We start from the raw sequence: 19,377 nt of genomic DNA, 5'->3' as shown, positions 1-19,377 counted from the left end.
AGTGAAGTGCTCCCAAAAAGTTTTATGTCCGACTTTTTGGGGAGCACTTCATTTTTGGGGATTACTTCTTTTTCGGGACTTTGTTTCCGATAGGGAAACAGGTATTTTATTTCAGGTATTCCGTAACGAATGCACGCAATTTTTCAGCTCTGATGTTCTTGGCTAAAATGCGGTTGTTTTCGTCCAGTACGATAATCGACGGCACGGCATCGATGTTGTATTGTTTCACTACTTCACACTTCCATCCTTTCAGCGAAGAGACATGCGTCCACGGCATACCGTCTTTCTTGATAGCCTGTACCCAGGGTACCTTACGTTCGTCCAGCGACACGCTGACAATAGCAAGACCTTTGTCCTTGAAGTCATTGTAGAGTTTCACCATGTTGGGATTTTCCATGCGGCACGGTCCGCACCAGGAAGCCCAGAAATCGATAATTTTCAGTTTCCCCTTCACGCTGTAGAGCGACACTTGTTTTCCTTCTGGAGTGGTCAGGGTAAAGTCGGGAGCGGTAGCGGCGATACCCACTTTCTCCAAGTCAGCGATACGTGCCTCCAATAGTTTCCCCGGAGCTGTTTCCTTTGCTTTCTCAGAAAGCAGGCTGTAAATCTGTTTCAGCGGTTCCAGTTCCATGATACGTTCCGAACCGGCGGTCTGCAGATAGGCTGCCAGCACATTGTCTGCATTCTTGCGGACGATGTTGTTCATCTTGTCAAAGGCAGCCTGCTGCACTTTGTTTGCTTTGGCCTTCAGCTCGTGGGATGTCTTGAAATGCTTTTGGGCAGCTGCTTCCGATGCTTTTTTATTCAAAGCCCGGCTTTCAGCATTGGCATCGGCTACAATTTTCTGATAATCATTGTAAATATCCTGGAGTTTTCCTCCACGGATATCGCCGGCTCCGTTACGGGTCAGTTTCGCGGTATATTCCATGCCCGGTTCGAGTATCATGACAAAACCGCCCTCATAACCGGCAATCTTCAACAAGGCGACTACCGGCTCCTGCAAATTGCCGGTCAGGGCAAACCGGTTGTTTTCAAACTTTGTCTGTGCCAGAGTATCCATGCCTTCCACTTGTTGGGTCAGCACAAGCAATTCCCCTTTGTCAAGCTCTATATTTCCTTGGATATGGAATGTCTGGGCTGCAAGAAAGGAAGTTGCCGCTAACAGGAAAATACATGTCAATAAATACTTCATGATTCAAATTGAATTAAATGGTTTGTTTTTAATAGGGATTATCTTTTAAATAATCCCAAATCGATGCTTAATGCCACCTGCCATGTATTCTTTAAAAGACTGTCCTTCTCCGGAATCAAATAGGCAAAGTCTGCTTTGATGTGGTGACAACCGACACCGCATCCCAACGTGCCGTAGCGTTGCAGTTTGTTGTCCTGTTCGCCGTAGTGATAACCGCCACGAATCGCTACAATCTGCAAAAGAGTGTATTCCACTCCGACACTTCCGCCCCAATTGGTATTGGGTAACACCTGGCAAGCCACATCCAAGGTTCCTTGCAGACGGTGTTTGTCTGTAAATACGTGGTCGATCATACCGCCGGCGGCAACCTTGGAAGCCTGGTCATATTTACCGTAGCCGTAATCGATCTTGGTGCCGAAATTGGATGCCTGCAAACCGACAGCCCACTGCGACTGTTCCCAATTTTCAAAATTGCGTCTATAATAAAGCCCCAGATCAAATGCAACGGCATTGGCAACATCGTCCTTATCAAGACCACTCATATCCGAACGGATAAAACGGGCTGTTGCTCCTACAGACAAATCATCTGTCAGTTTACGGGCATAACCTACGTCCACACTCCAATCTTTGGGAGTAAAAGTTCCGGCATCATTGCCTTCCTTGTCCCATATATTGGTCTCCGAATGGTTGAACCAACGGAATCCGGCGGTAATTCCCTGTTTCTCGTCCAGATTCCAATAACCGGCCACCCCATGTAAATTGCTCCCCTTGGACAATTCGCGCAACCAGGGAGTAAAGCTATAACCGATCTCGGCTTTTTGGGTGGAAAAAATACTCTTGGCTGCATTACGGTATATTGAGAAAGCATTGGCAGTTGCCGCCACTCCCGAGTTTCCCATACCTACTCCGCGAACATCGGGCGTAAGTTCAGGAAATTGTGCCGCCCCTGTGCTTTTTTGTCCAAAAACAGCGAGACTTCCAAATGCAAATATCGCTATCAGGCTATATTTTAATCTGTTCATATCCTTACAATTTTATAATGTTTTTGGTGATTGTTTTATTGTTGCAGTAGAGTTTCAAAGTATAGCTTCCTCCGTCCACCTTGCTTAAATCCAACTCTCCGGCTTTATGTAAAGAGGCTGTCACCTTGCGTTCCAGAACCAAATTACCGGAAGCATCGTACAGACAGGCTCTCATTTCACCGCTAAAGGTCATGCTGGCACGGATAGTCAGAATATCCACCACAGGATTCGGGTACAATTCAACCTCTTGAAGCAGTTCCGGCTGCAATTTAATGGAAAGCTCGGTTGTGCTTGAAAGCCCTCCCCGGTCTGTCACCGTCAATTTTACAATGTGGTCTCCGGCAATGCAATTCCTGTTGTTCACTGTCAACATGATGGTTCCGTCTTGTTTGGTGGCAGTGACACTCTTGCTGGGGTCTTCCAAAACATAGTCCAAATCGGTTCCGTCTTCCGTATCGCTAACTGTATAGACATATTGGGCTGTCGAACCATACGGTATGATTTGCACTCCTTCTATTGGCTTTTGTGCTGTAATTACCGGGAGGAAGTTTACAGGTTCGTCGCTCAATGCCAGCAACGCATCCACACATCCTGCACCTAACTTGCCCTTATATTCGGGATTATAGTCATCGATAGGCTTCACGCCGCGCTTCAGGCGATATTCCACTTCGTATGGAGTCAACCCTTCGCGGGCAAACTTCGATACAATCAAGGCTGCCACTCCCGCTGCCACAGGCGTTGCCTGCGAAGTTCCCACCAGTTCCAGATAACGATTGCCTATGGCACAACTCCACATCTGCCAGCCATATCCGTTTCCGCCTCCGGGTGCTGCAATATCGACCCACTCCGCATAATTGGAATAGCCGCTTTTCCTAAAGGCAGGGTCGAGGGCTGCAACTGCGATAACATTATCCAGCGAAGCAGGATAGTGGCTCTCCGGCTCGACACCGTCATTACCGGCAGAACCGAATACAATACCGCCACGCATCGGTCCCGTCTGATTCCCGTATTCATCGATACCGGCATACGTTACAAAATAATTGACAGCATCCTGCAGGACTTCGCCAACCGAACCTCCGGCGATATACCAACTGTTCGTACAGATTACGGCTCCGTGGTCGGCTCCGTATTTGATGCTGGCAGCAGGATTGCCGTTATTGAACGGACAACACATGATGCGTATCCCGTTGTCAGGAGCGTCACCGCCGGCAACTCCGCAAATACCCACGCCATTATTGTTCTTGGCTGCCAATATACCGGCAACATGGGTACCGTGATCATCCTTATCTACCGCCCCATAATCAGGAAGACCGTTGATGGGGTTCGCTCCGATTCCATGCCAGTCGCCTTGATAACCGTTGCCGTCATTGTCTCCCCAGGGGTTCTGGTTATATTCTCCGGGATTCTTCCAAAGATTGTCTTTCAAATCTTCATGGTTAACATCAACCTTAGAATCCACCACATTTACAATCACTTCCGGCTTTCCTTTTTCAATCTCCCAGGCTTCCAGAATACTGATATCCCCGCCTGCCAGCATCCCGTTGCTGCCGTTATTATAGAGGTGCCATTGTTGGGGCAGATACGGGTCATTATAAGGTAACGGTACCGACTCTGTCTTCCCTTTGTAAATAGGTTCTACGGTTGCGACATTCGGAATACCCGATAACGCCTTCATTGCCTCTGCCGTAGGAATATTCTCATCGAAAGATACCTGATACCATAGATGAAGACCTGCCTTCCGGGTACGTGCTTCGAACTTCCCGGCATGGGGGAATACCCGCTCCAGGCGGGTACCTCCCAATTGCCGGATAACGGAGTTCAACTGGCCGTTGTCCGTATCCACTCCGCTGCGGGTGGTCACAATCTGCAAATCCTTCGGCAGCTCTTTGAATTTGATGTTCACTTGTCCTTTTATTTGCCCGGCTGTATTTGCGATAACCGACCAATCGTCTTTGGGTACTTCTGTGATGATGTCATCCTGTTGGCAAGATGCCAACCCCAATAAAAGCAAATATACTATCTTTTTCATCTTTGAATGCGATTAATAAAGGTGAAACACATATCCTTGATGGGACCGAATCCCTCGAAAATACGGGAGGTCTCGATATCTCCTGCCGTTGTCAAGGTCAGCTCGTGCAGTTCCCCTTGGTCTCCCTTGTCTACAGTAAGCGCCAGACAGCGTTGCATGTAATTCCATTTTTCTGTGAGTTGGTGCTCTCCTGTAATGCGGAATTGCATTTTTGTAATGGGACTTCCGGCATCATACAGTTCGTACGTTTCCAGACTTGCTACATTGAACAGATACACCTTGGAGTCTACGGTATAGAAAAACTGGTCAGGGAATGCGCTTGTCGTGGCAAATTGCGAATCCTTGTTGATCGGCAGTTCTCCGATAGGAGTGCCTGTGATGGTCTGTTCTGTGCTAAAACGATAAGTCCAGTAGCTTTGGTCTTTGGTATCTTTGACAATGGCGATTGCTATCCCGTCTTTGTGCTCTTTGTCTTGGTTATCTGTCCCCATCCATACCACTTCCTTGCCCGTCCAGTCATTATACTCTTCCGGGAAAAGCGTGATTTCACTTCCTCCGCTTATACTGAAGTAGAGGAATTTCTTTCTTTCATCATCCCAAAAACACAGATAGTTGCTCTTTTCAGATTTTGCAATCAAATCGACCTGATAAGTATCCTTCAAATCCTTTGCAACGGCAGGTTGCTGAAACACACCTTTCCCGTTATTGAAGTTTGAATAATAAAAGCGTTTGTTTTCATCCACCAATATCACGGTTCCGCCACTGTTGGGTGTTCCGTCCAATCCATATGCCACTTCGGTTTTGTTGGCAACGATAATGTCCGGCAAAATGTCACTCTGCTTTTTTTCCACCTTCATTTCAAAAGGGAACAACGCCCAGACACTGTCGGGCGAAACGATATAGAGCCATTCCGGAGCACTTACGTTTTCGGTGATTGCCGGTGCATATACCAACTCGGTGATATCTTCAAAACGTTTTTTATACCCCAATGCCGTATAAGCGTCTTCCGTGAAGACATAATTCAACGAATCAGGGTCTTCTACGGCAGAGATACGTGCATTTTCTTTATCCCCGTTCAACACCAGCCAACTGTTGACATACGGATAAACGGTCTTGATGTGCAGCTCTTTGTACGAACTGACATTCGTCTGCTTGTCCGTCAGGGAAAACACGATATCGAAAGCAGAGGATTTCTTCGGCGGGAATGCCAGCCTTAAATCCCTGGTAGTGATGGTATCGGTCACTGTTTTTTTGTCTTTGCTGTAGCTGACCAGCCACAAGAACTCCAGGTTTTCTTCGTTGGCTGCCTGGCTCTGCGACAAATCGACGGTATAATCTACATACATGGTGTCCATGGGCGGCTGCTTGAACCGGTAATAGCCGTCCTCACTTTCAGGCAATATTTTATAAGTGACCTCATTGATGTCCCTGTATTTATAGTTGCCTTTGTCCTCATAGCATCCGGCCAACCCTCCGATTAAGAGGGCTGCCAGCATGAATATTGATATTGTCTTTTTCATAATCTACTGTATTAAATTTACCAAGAAGCCGGGAAATCAAACGGTGTCGGATTTGCACCGGCATATTTCTTCATAAAGTCTTCGTATCTATTGGCGTATGCCTCGGTCAAGGTCGTATGTCTTGCAGGCCAGTCGTTTGGATTTCCCCATTCAGAAGGAGCTCCCAGGAACCAACCGTCAACATTACCATAATTCTTAGGCATCAAAGTAATCCATATAAACACCCGCTTCGCTTCCGAGTATTCTCCCAAATAAGGCAACTCATCCCAATAGGATGGTTTGGTATCGACTTCAGGGAAAGTGAATCCGTAAGGTGCATCCGGATAAGCACTGTTGTAGGCTGCCAGTTCATAGCGGAAAATGGGGTTCCAATCTGTCCAATTTGCCCATTCCTGATATGTTGCATTATACACCGGCATTATCTGCTGCATGAATGCCTCTTTTTCCGGAGAATAGTCGCCTAAATAGTTGCTCTTTTCAGCCCACCATCCCGGAGCAGAAGCCGGCAATTCAAGCTGGCTGTCCGGATGTTCCTTGTTGTATGCGTTAATAGCATCACGGATGGCACCCATGACATTATCCATGCTCATATTCTGGTTCACCAAAGGATTGATGTTGCATTCGCCGTAATACATCTGCTCTGTCAATACGGCAACTACCGCAATGTCCCGTTTGATATCCGAATATTCTCCCAGATACGATTCACGGAAATCCCACCATTCCGGACGTCCCTCTATCGGAAAATCAAAGGCAAGCGGAGCTTCCGGATGTTCTGCATTGTATTGTTCCAACAACACCCGCAGCACCGGATTGGCATAATCCCAGGTGCCGTCTTTGATTTGATAATCACTGCGCGGGAAAAGTTCGCGGACAATGAATTCCTGTTTCTCGGGCGAGAAAGCTCCCAACAAAGACTCACGCCACCAGGACGACTGCACGGTAACGACCGGGAAAGAGAATTCGGTGATACCCTGTTCCGCAACTGCATCCCTGAACACCAGATTCCAGTATTCCAATTTACTGTTGTTTGCCAAGGTCTCACCCTCTTCACTCAGCAGATTCTTGATAAACTCATGCTTTTCTTCCGAAAATTCACCCAGGAATTTCAGCTGTTTGTCCCACCATACCAATTTTGTCGTTACAGGGAAACTGAATTTCTTCTGGTCTTCCGGTGCTGCACTGGCATTGAACCTTGCCAATGCCTGACGTAACTCCAGATTGTATTTGTCCGTCTCGTTCCACATGTGGTTGTTTTCCTTGCTGAAAGCCTGTTTGGAAACCGTCACCATAAAAGCATACTTTTCTTCGTCAAATTCTCCGAGCCACTCCAGACGTTCCTCCCAACCTTTCGGTTGTTCATACACATCCTGGATATCCAGACGCAGTATGGATTTCTCCACGACACCCTTGTCGAAGAACGCCTCATTCCCTTCCGTATCGACCGTGATTCCGACCGTATAGGTTCCTCTTGTCTTGGGACGCAACACGGTTATCTTGATGGTATCTTTCAATTGATTGGGAGCCAGGCTATAATACGGCTCAAACACAACCTCGGCAACCTTGCTGGAATCCTGGTCTTCCACCAAAACGGTTTTCAATTTATACTCTCTTTCATCGGGAGTCGGGAACCCCTGCAAATCCAGCACAACCCGTTCAAAGGTATATGCTGCCAGCGAATCCCCGTAATAGAATGTTTTCGGCTCGCCGTTTATTTCCTCTTCATAGGTGGCAGTGGCAAAATTGAACACTTTGGTCATATCTTCACTGCTGTTGGCAGAAAACTGCAAACCGTCTTTTTCCTGCGTATATTGGACCACGCCTTCTTCCTGACAGGAAAACAGACCCAGCAGAAAAATCGAATAAATATATTTTCTCATAGTACTTGCATTTTAATGGTTAACCGTTATTTCCCGTTTCCATAGGCAATTTCATCATCCGGAGTCGGCAGTACGTAATAGTCCATCTTCTCAACCGGACAACGCCAGAAGGTTTTATAGTTGTGCCGTTTCAGGAAATAGAAATACTGTCCTTCTGCAAAAAAATCCTTTTGGTACTCTTTGTTCAGAGCCTCCTTGCGTGCAGCCTCATCGTATGAATCGTTTGCTTCGATGTTATTGTTGCGGGAGATTCCCCTTGCATTCCTCACCTTATTGATATAGGTGACGCTCTCTTTCAGAGAAACGGATTCCGCCAGGATGTAATACATTTCAGAGAGGCGGATCAACGGTATTTTCTCGCTGTAGTTCTTGTCTTTGCTCAGATATTTGCGGCACATCAACCCGTTGTTGCCGTGGATAAACCCGTAGCTGTTCCGGTAGCGTATATCGTTCAAGCCGATGGTGGTGCGCTCAAATACAGTGTTTGCATTATCGTACGAGATATACAGTTCATTACTGTAAGTGTTGATGCTTTTCCAGTCATCTTTCAATTTGTTCGCCATATCATCCATGCCCAGGCAGAAAATAGTCTCATCATACAGGGAGGCATCCTGGATATTGCTTATCACGAGCTCCAGTCCACACTGCTCTATCACCTCCTTGGCTTTCAGCGCAGCGTTTTCCTTGTCGCCAATCCAGAGATACACTCTTGCCATCAACGCCTTGACTGCCATTTTGTTCATTCTGTGCTTGCGCAATCCCAGGAACGGGTCATTCAAATCATTTTTATAATTCAACGGGTCGTCTTTCAACAACTCCTCGGCTTGCGTCAGGTCTTCCAGAATGTGCTGTGCAATGACACCGGCAGACTCCAGGGATTTCTGGTCGGCATTGAATTCCGTACGCCAGGGCAGGCATTTCATCTCCGGGTCTTCACTATATACAGGACCGTACAGGCGAAGCAGGTCAAAATAATGGAATGCACGCAAACCCAATGCTTCACCTTTCATCAGGTTCCAATAGCCGTCCGTAAGCACAACATCTTTCCCTTCATGCTCCAGGCGGTAAAGCAGGTTGTTGAGGTTGGCAATGGTTCCAAACTGGTTTACCCAAACGGAGTTGACATACCCTTTGGCATTCGCATTATTCTTGTAATCATAGATTTCCGCACGCGTTTTGTCAGACGGAGCAACCGATATGTCGTAGTTGTCGTAACGCTGGGCAAGTCGTTCTATATAATCATACGACAGTCTCTTCCCGTAATTGTCGAGCAAGGTCATGCGGGAATATACACCTATCAGGGCAACCTTGAAACCGTTTTCCGATTTGAACAGCTTGTCGGCTTCTATTTCATCTTTCGGGCTGACATTCACCCAATCTGCACAGGCGGAAAAGAGCATTGTCATTATAACCCAGGCACTTAAAATTCGTATTCTAAACATGACATTTCTTTTTAATTGAATAATACAGATAAAGACAGGTTAAAGCTCCGCGCAAAAGGATAATCCAGACCTCTTTCCTGTTTTACGGAAGAGATTCGCCCGATATCCTGCATGGAAGCATTCAGCGACAAACTTGCAATCTTGCATGCTTCCAGGAATTTGAACTGCTTGGGCTCAAAACGGTAGCCGATGGATACGGAATTGAATACAAATTCATTTAATTTCTGCAAGAAACGGGTACTTACCGGTGTCTGCTGATTAAAGAAAGAGATTCCTTTGTATTTTGCATAGCGGTTTGTCGGACTCCAGCGGTCGGAACCCGCAGCACGGCGGTCTACGTTTTGCGAGATGTCTATGTTCTCGATTTTATCTACCAGGGTCTGGTTGTAGCGGTCTGCCCCGAACTGATAGGAGAAACCCAAATTGACAGAAAGGTTCTTCCATATAAGCGAAGAGTTGACTGCTCCGCGCACTTTGGGTTCCGTGTCGCCTACCGGCACTTTGTCGGCAGCATCCCAGACAAAGGTCTTTTCGCCGTTCAATTTCTGGAACAGTTCCTGACCGGTTGCCGGGTCGATACCCAAAGAACGTACGGATTTGATGACAGTCGTAGATTCACCCTCTTCGTATATAGGCAATATCTCGTTTCTATTTTCCTGGTTCTTACGGTTCATTTCTTTCAGCTCATTGGACAGCTTTTTAATGACATTCCGGTTGTGGGTGGCATTTACGCTGAGACTCCACTGGAACTGGTTTTCGTAGTTGTTGATGAGCAAACCATTCAATGAAACGTCTACACCCTCATTCAATACAGCTCCCACATTACGGGTCAGCGTGCTGAAACCGGTAGAAGGCTGGATGTTTGTTCCCAGCAACATCTCATCGGTGTAATTGTGGTAATATGAAACAGTTGCATTCAAGCGGCTGTTCCACAAACCGAATTCCAAAGAGACACTTTTCTGCATGGTTTTCGACCATCCCAAATCCGGATTTCCGATTGCCATCAACTGTGCTCCCAGGACATCTCCCGAAGGATAGGGGAACATCAAATCTCCAAACGAATAGGTCTCCTTGGCTTGATAAGGCGAATAACTTTGAGAACCGGTTGTTCCGACACTTCCAAAAAGCGTCAGATTGGAAATGATGCTTCCCTCCAGCCACTTCTCGCGCTCCATGTTCCAACGCAGCCCCACCGACCAGAAGGGTGCCATTTTGGTATCGGCACCGAATTGTGAAGAAAGGTCGCCGCGGATATTGAAGTCTACGGAAAAACGCTGGTCATACATATAGTTCAACGAACCGGTCATACCCACGCTGCGTTGGGTGGATTCCTCTCCGTTCACCCGCTGGTCCATTTCGAAGGCAAACAGGAAATCGTCCATGTTGTCATCCGGGAATCCCTTTGCAGAAAGGTTGATACCGTCGCTTTTCGATGAAGAGACATCCCAGCGGAGCAAGGCGAACATTCCGTGTTTGCCTTTTACCAGGTTGTAGTTCAAGGCAGCGTTGGCATTCCAGCTTACAGACTCTCCGGTACTTTTTGTATAGGAACCGCGCTGGGTCAGGTCTTCTTCAGGAGCAAAATCAGTGTGGTGCGACGATTTGAACTGCTCCGAACGGGCCGTGCTCTTTGTCAAAGACACCTGTCCGTTGACACGGAGATTGTCCATAATGGCATATTCGATAGAGAAGTTGTCTACAATACTGAAATTGTTTGACAGGTCTTTATTGGGAAACTGTACATTATATAATGGATTGGTAACCGTCTTCGGGTTGTTTGCCGATGACATGGGCTTGATTTCTATTACCTGCTGATAACGGCCGTTTTCATCTGTCAGACGGTAATAGGGATTCAGTTTCGTATATTCCGAGAATGAACCGTAAGGCGAATTATGCGATTTGGTGTTTGTCATGCTCAATGAGTTGCTGATATTCCATTTCTTGCGGCGGTATTGCAAGGAAAGGGTCAGACCTACGTTGTTACGGTCCGAGCCTTTCATGACTCCGAACTCATCCCCGTAGTTCAGGCTCAGGCTATAACGGATTGCCTCGTCTCCGCCCTCCATGTTCAGGGTGTGGCGATGGGTGAGTGCCGTACGCAACGGTTGCGACAGCCAATAGGTGTTTACTCCGCGCAATATTTCCTGTTTGTATTTGTTGTAATAGTTCAACATGTCTACGCTCTCAAACAATCCGGCAGATCTCTCGTATTCCAATTTTTCGGACGCATTCATCAGGTTGTAGTCGGACAGGTCCGGAACAGAAATTCCCACATTGCCGCTGTAACTCAACGTCAATGCACCCGGTTTCGGTTTCTTGGTTTCAAAAACCAACACTCCGTTAGAGGCTCTCGAACCGTAAAGGGCAGTACCGGCAGCATCTTTCAGAATGGTAATAGATTCTACGCGCTCCGGGTCCAGGTCGATAATGCGCTGCAAGGTCGTCTCAAAACCGTCCAGAATGAACAACGGCATGTTAGGACGGTTGGAATAGTCTCCCATCAACATCTGGAAATCTGCACTGGAACCGGTAGCTCCCTGGCCCAACTGGACGTCTCCGCGCAGACGGAATTCAGGCAATGCGTTAGGGTCGGAACCTGCCGTATTGTTTTCCACGATGCGGAAACTCGGGTCGAAAAGCTGGAGCGCCTGCAACAGGTTGTTCGGATTCAATTTCTTCAACTGATCGCCTTTGACAGTGACATAACGGCCGGTAAAACCGGACACTTTACGGGGCGCCATACCTGTTACCACAACATCTTCCATTTCAATAGACATGGCTGTCAGTTTTACCACGATATCTGCCATATCTCCTTTACCGGCAATGTTGACTTCTTCTTCTTGATACCCGACAAAACTAATAACCAGTGCTGTAGCGCTACCTTCCATAATTTCCAGGTGGAAACGACCGTCCATGTTGGTCACAGCCCCCACACCTCTCTGTTCCTTCAGTACAATACTGGCTCCAAGCAGCGGCTCGCCTGTTTTGGCATCTTTTACCACACCGCTGATTTTTTGTACGTCATGGGCAGGTAGCTCTTTCCGGGGGCGTAATACAACGGTACGGTTAGGCTGGTATTCCACATCTACGGCATATCCTGCCAACACCTGTCCGATAGCATCCCGCAACTCCTTGTCGGTGATATTTATATTGATTTTTTTAGAAAAATCAAATGACGCATGATTATAGAAAAAGCGGATATCAGCAATGTTGCCGATTTTATTTAGGGCTTGTTCTATTGTTTCATTAACTATCTGTACTGAAATTTTCTTTTTTTGATATTCTTCCTCTGCAGCTTTTAGTCCACCGGAAAAAATCAGCATAAATAAAGCAAACACCAGGAACCGATGGCCTAGAAATTCCTGTAACATTTTCTTCTTTTGCATAAATTTGTAATTTTAGTTAGTAAATATATTGTCGTCAGCTGTAGTAAATTCCTTGTGTAGGATATTTCGCAGATACTGTTACATATTACTTTTGCATTTCAGTCAACTCCTTCTTAAATTTCTTGTTCTTATTGTATTTTTTGAAGTAATCTTTACTAAGTGTTTTGATTACGTCGAAGTCTTGCTGTTTTGATATGGCGTTGTACAAAAACAGATAAAGCACAGCGTCTCTCACATCGCCTTCGTACACTTTTGACAGTTTCTCATACATCTCTTCCATGTTTCCGGCAGGCTTGTACTCTTTGCCGGCTTTCCGGGCCTCGCATTTTTCACGGTATTCCAGATAATCGATCAACCAACCGATGTAGGCGTAGCTTTTCAATGAAGCCTTGTCGCTTTTCACCTGATAGCCGTCCAGAGCCTCCCAATAGCCTTTCGGAGTGCATTCCTGAAGCGGTTTTTTGTTTACATCGGATACGATGAACGGATATTTCACCAGGTTGTCCAGGTACATGCCCTCCAGTTCCGCATGGATATAGTTGAATGCGAACGGGTCCACCTTGTCGCGGATGCCTTCCAGAATCTCCTGTTCCTTCTTCCAGTTCCGCAGGCAGGCATCATAATAGGTCTGTACCGGCACCTGTGTCACCACGGCTGCCAACGGGTTGGTCTTGTAGTGGTCGTTGATGCGCACCATGCGTCCGTCACGGATGGCGCTGTTCAGGGTGACGGCAGCCGGGGTACCCTTGAACTCAACGTGCTTGTAGTTTTTTCCCTGGAATTGGATGGCCATTTCAATCTCGTCTCCGGGACATACAATCATCCAGAGCCAGGCGTTTACCTTCATCAGGCCCGGCTCTTTCAGTTCCACCTCGAACTCCATCAGTTGGTTGTCCTTGAACGGGAACTGCTGGTTGTTCGCTGTGTTGTCTATAAACTCAAAATCGATCACCTTGCCGGTATATCCGACAGCGGTTGCCTTGATTTTCGCTGTTTTCTGGGCTTGTACGCCTGCACAGAACAGGCATACAAGCATACAAACCAATATTTTCTTCATCTTCGGATTATTTCTTTTTGTCGTTTTTCAATAGGGTCTTGATGGTATTGATCAGCTCTTCTCCGCGCAGGTTCAGGGCTTCGATTCTTCCTTCCGGGTTGATCAGTACGGTGTAGGGGACAGCCGAAAGGTTGTATTTGCGTGCCACCGGTCCGTACCATACCTGGAAGTCGCAAGCCTGCGGCCAGGTCATCTTCAGGTCTTTCACAGCCTTTTTCCAGGGTTCCGGTTTCTGGTCCAGAGAGATACCGATGATTTCAAAGTTCTTGCCCTTGCATTCCTTGTAGAGCTTCACTACATTCGGCATTTCATTGCGGCATGGTCCGCACCAGGATGCCCAGAAGTCGAGCAGGATGTATTTGCCTGCAAAGTTCTTCAGTTCGATGTCCTCGCCGTCCATTCCCTTGATGGAGAATTCCGGAGCCTCTACGCCCACCTTGAACTCCTTGTTGGCGATGATTTCATCCAGCTCCTTGGTGTACGGGTGGTTGTTGAGCTTTTCGTTCAACTGTCCGCGCAATTCTTTCAGTTCGTCCAATGACAGTTCGTTGGTCATCTCGAACAGCATGATGAACGGTGCGAAAGCCTGGTCGTTATAGAAGCGTGCCATGTATTTCTCCATGTTCAGTTTCTTGGTGTTCTGTTCCCAGGTGCGGTATTTGAACAGGCTGTCCTCCACTGCAAAACTTCCGCGTCCGTAGCGCATGTAGTGGGTGTTGGAAGCCAGCAGCATGCTGTCGATCCAGTATCTTGTCTGCAACTGGTGGAGCGACCACAGGTTGTTGTTGATGGTACCTTTGGTTACTGAACCCAGGAAATAGTCGGCACGCATGGTCATGTTCATCTGACCTGCCTCCAAAAAGACGGGTGCCAACTGACCGTCGTGGCTTTGGATGAAATAAATCACGGAGTATTCGGGTACAGTATCTCCTTTGAACCGGAACCGTCCCTCTTTCACTTCGCAGCTGTCCACTTTGGTTTGTGGTCCGTGCATGCCGTCTTCTTTTACAAGATATACCTTGCCGGTGTATTTGCCGGTGATGAAGCCGTTGATTTCATAGCCTTTGACGGGCTGCGTTTCTTTGTTTTCAGACTGTCCGGCCAGGAATCCGGATAGTAACAGGCACAAGTTTAGGGTGATCCATTTTTTCATACTTGATGATTTAGATTAATGATGATGAATTTATTGTTTAATATATTGTTACGAACTTACCGTTGCAGTTGCATTTTACGTTGGATACCTCTTCCAGACGCCGGAGGAAAACCTCCAGTTTCTCTTCTTTGTTGACTACTCCCGTATAGATGATGTCGCTGGCACCACTGCTCAGCACAATGTTGACTCCATACCAGTTTTTCAGCGTATTTGCCACCTCCTGCAGCCTTGCTTTTTTGAATATGTAATACCCCCTGGTCCAGGAAACAATCTCTGCAGGATCTACCGTTCGGACACTGGTCCCTCCAAAAGTCTTGTCACATTTTAATTGTTTGCCGGGAGTAAGCGTGTACTCCTTATCGTTGATTTGTGCGGCAATCTTTCCCTCGAGTAGAGTCACCTTCGTCTCGTTTTCATCGGCATATGCCCTGATATTGAAGGAGGTTCCCAATACTTTGACGGTTATGCCGTCAACAACTACATAAAAGGGACGTTCGGCATCCTTGGCCACTTCCAGATATATCTCTCCGGATGCGTATACTGTACGCGAATCGGCTGCAAATTTTGCCGGGTATTTCAGTGTGGAGCCTGCATTTATCCATACTTTGGTCCCGTCGCTCATGGTAAATCTGAAGTCACACTTAAGCGGCACTTCCAGTGTGTTGTAGTTGTCTGCCGTTATGGAATCCTCTTTTTGTGAAAGCAACGAATCACCCAACATGATTTTTTGCCCTTTTTCTGTCTCTTTGAAATAAAGGTTGTTTCCCCAGACGTTTATCCGTGTGCCGTCTCCCAATGTCAACACCGGCTTGTTGGCAGGCATGTCCGAAAGCTGCTGCTCTGTTTCTGTAACTTGCAGATTTTGCGTTGCCTGTTCCTGTATTCGGGTCAGGGCCCAAAATCCGAAGCAAATGGCAATGACGGCTGCGCCGGATAAGAACCGGTAATATATGCGGCGGTTTGAACGTTGTTTTCTTGCTTTCAGAAAATTGTTGAATGCTTGTTCTGCATCACTGTTTTTGTAGTTGTAAATTTTTTTCCGTATGGTATTGTCAGAGCAGATTTTGTTGAACAAAGCCTTGTTTTGTTCATTTTGTGCAAGCCACGAATCTATCACATGCTGACTCCCGGCATCCGCTTCTTCGCTGAGAATATCACTGATCTTGTCAGATATGGAGAGTGTTTCTTTTATTTTATCCTGTCCTTCTGTAAGCATATCTTTTGTTTGTGTTATGTCCCAATAAAATATCATCGATATTATTTAATACGCGCAACTAAGAAAAAAGGGGGGGAGACTGAAAAATTATAGATAATGTAGTATCTTTGTTTTATTGATTTATGAATTTTATGCGCATTCAGAACGAAGAACTCCTTCTACATTACTTGGCGCGAAAGGACAACCGGGCATTCCGTCATTTATATGGTGTCTATTTCGTAGCCTTGAAATCCATTGCTATCCGGTATGTAAAAGATGATCAGACAGCCTGTGATCTGGTGCAGGAAGTGTTTATTTCGTTATTGGAATCTACCCACCGCTTTATCAGTGGAGATGAGGTTAAATATTTCCTTTACAGTGCCTTGAAAAACAGGTGTGTCAGTTATTTTAGAAAGCAGCAGGTGCGCGACCGGTATCAGCGTGAATTGTTGGATACGGCATCTGAAATGGGTAGTTTTTGGGAAAAAGTGTTAGAGGAAGATGTCTATGCCAATCTGATGGCGGCGATTGAACAGCTTCCGCCCCAGTGTCGTCTCGTAATGCAGCTTACATTGGAAGGGTTGAAGATTTCGGAAATTGCCAGCCGTTTGCGGATTTCTGAAGATACGGTCAAGGAGCATAAAAAAAACGGCAAGCAAAAACTTGCCCGTATGGTTGAAAATCCTTTCCTGATATCTTTGATTTTTCCATGATATGAGTTGTTGCTGCTCCTGCTTCCCTTTTGGTTTGAAAGCAGGCTCGTCTGTAACTCCTCCGTAGCTCGTGGCTTTGTGGTCGGATGAGTACCCCCCCTTTTGTCGGGTGGCGCGTATTATAGACATATGGTTGGTATTTTAATATCGTATATTATGAAAATTGTTTCGCTTTTGTTTTTATTATTCGTTTCTCTGACGCTGGGTGCACAGGATATAACGGGTAAGTGGTATGGTTATCCCGATTTGAAGAATATGCGCTTGCGTCTGGAGTATCATGTCGAAAAGGCCGGTGGTGGCTATCAGGTTACGTTGAAGATTCCAGATTTGTCGGAAAAGACCTATCGGGCGGATGCGGTAGAATTGGCGGATCATGTTTTGACGGTGAATATTGCGGATGCGCAGACTCGCAGTATTCTCAGGCTTCAGGCCGACGGTTCGCTGAAGGGAACTTTTTTGTGGGAAGGATATGATTTCGAGCTTCTTCTTACCCGCACGCCGGTGGTGTTCAAGCGTCCGCAGACTCCGAAAGAGCCTTTTTCTTATCATTCGGAAGAGGTGACTTTTCAGAATGCGGATGATGGAGTCACCTTGGCGGGAACATTGACTTGGCCAGCCAGTGGAGCCAGGTGCAAGGCCGTGGTGTTGGTTTCCGGCAGTGGCGGTCAGGATCGTAATAACACTTTTTCAGAGCACAAAACTTTTTTCGTTCTGGCGGATTATCTGGCCCGTCACGGGATAGCTACCTTGCGTGTGGATGACCGTGGTGTCGGAAAGTCCGGCGGCAATTTGAAGGAAAGCGGTTTACCGGATGCAGATGCGGATGCTGTGGCTGCGGTTAATTACCTGAAACAGCGTCCGGAAATCAATGCCGATAGTGTTGGAGTCATCGGGCATAGCGAAGGCGCTTTCGTGGCATTCAGTATGGCTGCCCGGAAAGAGGTGCCTTTTATCATCACTTTGGCGGGCGGAGGCGTAAGCGGCAGCGAACTGTTGCTGATGCAGCGGGCTGCCTTGTTGAGGGCATCCGGTGTAAAAGAGGATTTTATTGAAAAATACAACAACTATATGCGTCAGGCGCAGGATATTGTTTTGCAATCGGGAGATGCTGCCACTTGTGAACGGAAGCTAACCGAACTTTTCAATGGTACTCCTTTGGCCGGTCAGGCAGCCGCAACGACGCAGCAGTTGTATAATGTAGCCAAGATCGAGTTGTTGAAATACAATCCCGAGTGGGATTTCCCGGAAATTACATGCCCGGTGTTGGCACTCAATGGAGACAAGGATTGTCAGGTGCCGGTGGAAAATCTGGAGTTTATCAGGAAAGGGATTTCAGAGAATGGTAACACTCAGGTGAAGACCATTGTTTTCCCAGGCTTGAACCATATGTTCCAGCCTGCCGTTACCGGTTCTCCCGTAGAGTATTCCGATATTGAAGAGACCATTGCTCCGGCAGTGCTGCAGGAGATTGTCAACTGGTTGAATCAACTGAAATAATATAAGTCGGGGGAATAGTTTGAATGGTGTTAAGTCATTCCGGTGCTTCGAAAAGAGTTGGAAAGCGTTGGAATGGCTTTTTTGTGAGTATTTCGCTATCTTTGTTGTTTCATCGAAGGGCGTATTATGAAGAAATATGGTGTTGACAGAGATAAAGAGAGCTGTAAACTGCTGCAAGCAATGCCGGAGGAAGGGTTTCGTCTGCTGTTCGGTAGGTAGCATATATAATTGTGTGTGTATGTCGTATGGTTGACCGAATAAATTGTACACATTTCGTTTTATAAATGTGCACGATTCATTTTGCAAATTATAGTTTTTATAGCAGTAAATTTAAGATTTATAATTCGCTACTACAAAAATAAGTCGCCCTTTACTCACTTAGGGGAGAGAATGAGCAGTTTGTAAGGATAAGCCAGTATTCGTTGACTATACGGTGAAAAATACTAAAATAGGCAGTTATATACATATTTGTGCTTATAAATACCTGTTTTTATTCTGCAATTCGAACTTTAAGATAAAATTTTCAACAGAAAATCCGAAGGATTTTATCGCAACAGAATTTTCGGTTCTCTAAGTAATGATGAAGGAATTCTAAACAATAAATGTCTGCATCTTAAATAGTTCCAGCGGTTTCAATAGTTAAAAAGGTCCCCTAAAGGTTAATTTTAACTACTGTAACCGTTGTAACTAAAAAAACGTTTAGGCTTGACGTCTGTCTAGCTGTAATCTTTTTAATATGTCGGATAATTCCCGTAAAACATTCGCATAAAATATCCTCCGAAGATAATTCCCAGGATGATCCAAACCAGAATAAGTATTAATGCAGCCTTTGCCCAATTGGCTTTTGTAGGATTAGTACCGTTACTGAAAGCCCAGACAAACAGCATGATAATATTAACGATCGGGATCATTGTCAAAATCAGTGAGATAATCCAGTTTCCGATAGATATCGGTGAATAAATTGCGGCAGGTTTGTATTCTTCTTGCATACGATTAAAATTTATTGATTCGTTTCAATGGTTTTAACGTTAGAACCCGGTTTAGGGTTAGGTGACTTTTCGGAATTTAATAAAGTCTGTGGTCTCTTTTTAACGAACCTTCGGTTCCGGCCGGCCGTATCAGCGACTGTTGAAAAAGCACCCGCAGGGTTCAAGGACTTTATAAAACATTTAATTCTGGATTTTAGTTGTTTAGAAATTTTCGGTTTGCTGAGATTTACTCCGTTCTTGTTGAGAGGATTTGCAGTTCCTGTTAAAAAACTTTAGTCGTTGATTCGAATTGAAGGCTAAGCAAC

Annotated in this window: 13 protein-coding genes; 2 read left to right on the top strand and 11 right to left on the bottom strand. The window is 46.1% G+C overall.

The window, feature by feature from the left end:
* Positions 1-106: 106 nt before the first annotated feature.
* The 10 genes from ODOSP_RS08785 to ODOSP_RS08740 form a co-directional block, all read right to left on the bottom strand.
* Positions 107-1,192: a TlpA disulfide reductase family protein gene (locus ODOSP_RS08785; protein WP_013611983.1), complete on the bottom strand. Its 1,086-nt coding sequence runs from the start codon at positions 1,190-1,192 to the stop codon at positions 107-109.
* A gap of 38 nt (positions 1,193-1,230) precedes the next feature.
* Positions 1,231-2,214, bottom strand: coding sequence for a PorV/PorQ family protein (locus ODOSP_RS08780; protein ID WP_013611982.1), 984 nt, complete (start codon positions 2,212-2,214; stop codon positions 1,231-1,233).
* A gap of 4 nt (positions 2,215-2,218) precedes the next feature.
* Positions 2,219-4,243, bottom strand: a complete 2,025-nt coding sequence (locus tag ODOSP_RS08775) for a subtilase family N-terminal domain-containing protein (RefSeq protein WP_013611981.1) — start codon at positions 4,241-4,243, stop codon at positions 2,219-2,221.
* Positions 4,240-5,763, bottom strand: a complete 1,524-nt coding sequence (locus ODOSP_RS08770; RefSeq protein ID WP_013611980.1) for a PKD-like family lipoprotein — start codon at positions 5,761-5,763, stop codon at positions 4,240-4,242. Before ODOSP_RS08770 ends, ODOSP_RS08775 begins: the two co-directional genes overlap by 4 nt.
* A 17-nt stretch (positions 5,764-5,780) precedes the next feature.
* Positions 5,781-7,640, bottom strand: coding sequence for a DUF4843 domain-containing protein (locus ODOSP_RS08765; RefSeq protein ID WP_013611979.1), 1,860 nt, complete (start codon positions 7,638-7,640; stop codon positions 5,781-5,783).
* 26 nt (positions 7,641-7,666) lie between these two features.
* On the bottom strand, positions 7,667-9,082 hold the full coding sequence (locus ODOSP_RS08760; protein WP_013611978.1) for a RagB/SusD family nutrient uptake outer membrane protein: 1,416 nt from the start codon (positions 9,080-9,082) through the stop codon (positions 7,667-7,669).
* Positions 9,083-9,093: 11 nt separating this feature from the next.
* Entirely contained in the window at positions 9,094-12,468 is a 3,375-nt protein-coding gene (locus ODOSP_RS08755; RefSeq protein ID WP_013611977.1) for a SusC/RagA family TonB-linked outer membrane protein, read from the bottom strand.
* An 85-nt stretch (positions 12,469-12,553) separates the two neighbouring features.
* Complete coding sequence (locus ODOSP_RS08750; RefSeq protein WP_013611976.1) at positions 12,554-13,525, bottom strand: hypothetical protein; 972 nt, start codon at positions 13,523-13,525, stop codon at positions 12,554-12,556.
* Between the two features lie 7 nt (positions 13,526-13,532).
* Entirely contained in the window at positions 13,533-14,678 is a 1,146-nt protein-coding gene (locus ODOSP_RS18785; protein ID WP_013611975.1) for a TlpA disulfide reductase family protein, read from the bottom strand.
* A gap of 37 nt (positions 14,679-14,715) precedes the next feature.
* Positions 14,716-15,894 (bottom strand): FecR family protein, encoded by a 1,179-nt coding sequence (locus tag ODOSP_RS08740; protein ID WP_013611974.1) that lies wholly within the window; start codon positions 15,892-15,894, stop codon positions 14,716-14,718.
* A 131-nt stretch (positions 15,895-16,025) separates the two neighbouring features.
* Here ODOSP_RS08740 and ODOSP_RS08735 point away from each other — a divergent pair, with 131 nt between their 5' ends.
* Both ODOSP_RS08735 and ODOSP_RS08730 read left to right on the top strand, forming a co-directional pair.
* On the top strand, positions 16,026-16,586 hold the full coding sequence (locus ODOSP_RS08735) for an RNA polymerase sigma-70 factor (protein ID WP_118104246.1): 561 nt from the start codon (positions 16,026-16,028) through the stop codon (positions 16,584-16,586).
* Positions 16,587-16,742: 156 nt separating this feature from the next.
* A complete protein-coding gene (locus ODOSP_RS08730) occupies positions 16,743-18,083 on the top strand; it encodes an alpha/beta hydrolase family protein (protein ID WP_013611972.1) in 1,341 nt (446 codons plus the stop codon).
* Between the two features lie 731 nt (positions 18,084-18,814).
* On the opposite strand, the gene ODOSP_RS08725 is transcribed toward ODOSP_RS08730, so the two are convergent.
* Positions 18,815-19,072, bottom strand: a complete 258-nt coding sequence (locus tag ODOSP_RS08725; protein WP_013611971.1) for a hypothetical protein — start codon at positions 19,070-19,072, stop codon at positions 18,815-18,817.
* Positions 19,073-19,377: the final 305 nt, after the last annotated feature.

This window comes from Odoribacter splanchnicus DSM 20712, from assembly GCF_000190535.1.
Lineage (GTDB): Bacteria > Bacteroidota > Bacteroidia > Bacteroidales > Marinifilaceae > Odoribacter > Odoribacter splanchnicus.
This window is presented reverse-complemented; position numbering and strand designations above follow the sequence as displayed.

Excerpts from the sequence above, each read along its gene's own strand:
- ODOSP_RS08785 (WP_013611983.1), bottom strand. The coding sequence starts at position 1,192 with ATGAAGTATTTATTGACATGTATTTTCCTGTTAGCGGCAACTTCCTTT.
- ODOSP_RS08780 (WP_013611982.1), bottom strand. The coding sequence starts at position 2,214 with ATGAACAGATTAAAATATAGCCTGATAGCGATATTTGCATTTGGAAGT.
- ODOSP_RS08775 (WP_013611981.1), bottom strand. The coding sequence starts at position 4,243 with ATGAAAAAGATAGTATATTTGCTTTTATTGGGGTTGGCATCTTGCCAA.
- ODOSP_RS08770 (WP_013611980.1), bottom strand. The coding sequence starts at position 5,763 with ATGAAAAAGACAATATCAATATTCATGCTGGCAGCCCTCTTAATCGGA.
- ODOSP_RS08765 (WP_013611979.1), bottom strand. The coding sequence starts at position 7,640 with ATGAGAAAATATATTTATTCGATTTTTCTGCTGGGTCTGTTTTCCTGT.
- ODOSP_RS08760 (WP_013611978.1), bottom strand. The coding sequence starts at position 9,082 with ATGTTTAGAATACGAATTTTAAGTGCCTGGGTTATAATGACAATGCTC.
- ODOSP_RS08755 (WP_013611977.1), bottom strand. The coding sequence starts at position 12,468 with ATGCAAAAGAAGAAAATGTTACAGGAATTTCTAGGCCATCGGTTCCTG.
- ODOSP_RS08750 (WP_013611976.1), bottom strand. The coding sequence starts at position 13,525 with ATGAAGAAAATATTGGTTTGTATGCTTGTATGCCTGTTCTGTGCAGGC.
- ODOSP_RS18785 (WP_013611975.1), bottom strand. The coding sequence starts at position 14,678 with ATGAAAAAATGGATCACCCTAAACTTGTGCCTGTTACTATCCGGATTC.
- ODOSP_RS08740 (WP_013611974.1), bottom strand. The coding sequence starts at position 15,894 with ATGCTTACAGAAGGACAGGATAAAATAAAAGAAACACTCTCCATATCT.
- ODOSP_RS08735 (WP_118104246.1), top strand. The coding sequence starts at position 16,026 with ATGCGCATTCAGAACGAAGAACTCCTTCTACATTACTTGGCGCGAAAG.
- ODOSP_RS08730 (WP_013611972.1), top strand. The coding sequence starts at position 16,743 with ATGAAAATTGTTTCGCTTTTGTTTTTATTATTCGTTTCTCTGACGCTG.
- ODOSP_RS08725 (WP_013611971.1), bottom strand. The coding sequence starts at position 19,072 with ATGCAAGAAGAATACAAACCTGCCGCAATTTATTCACCGATATCTATC.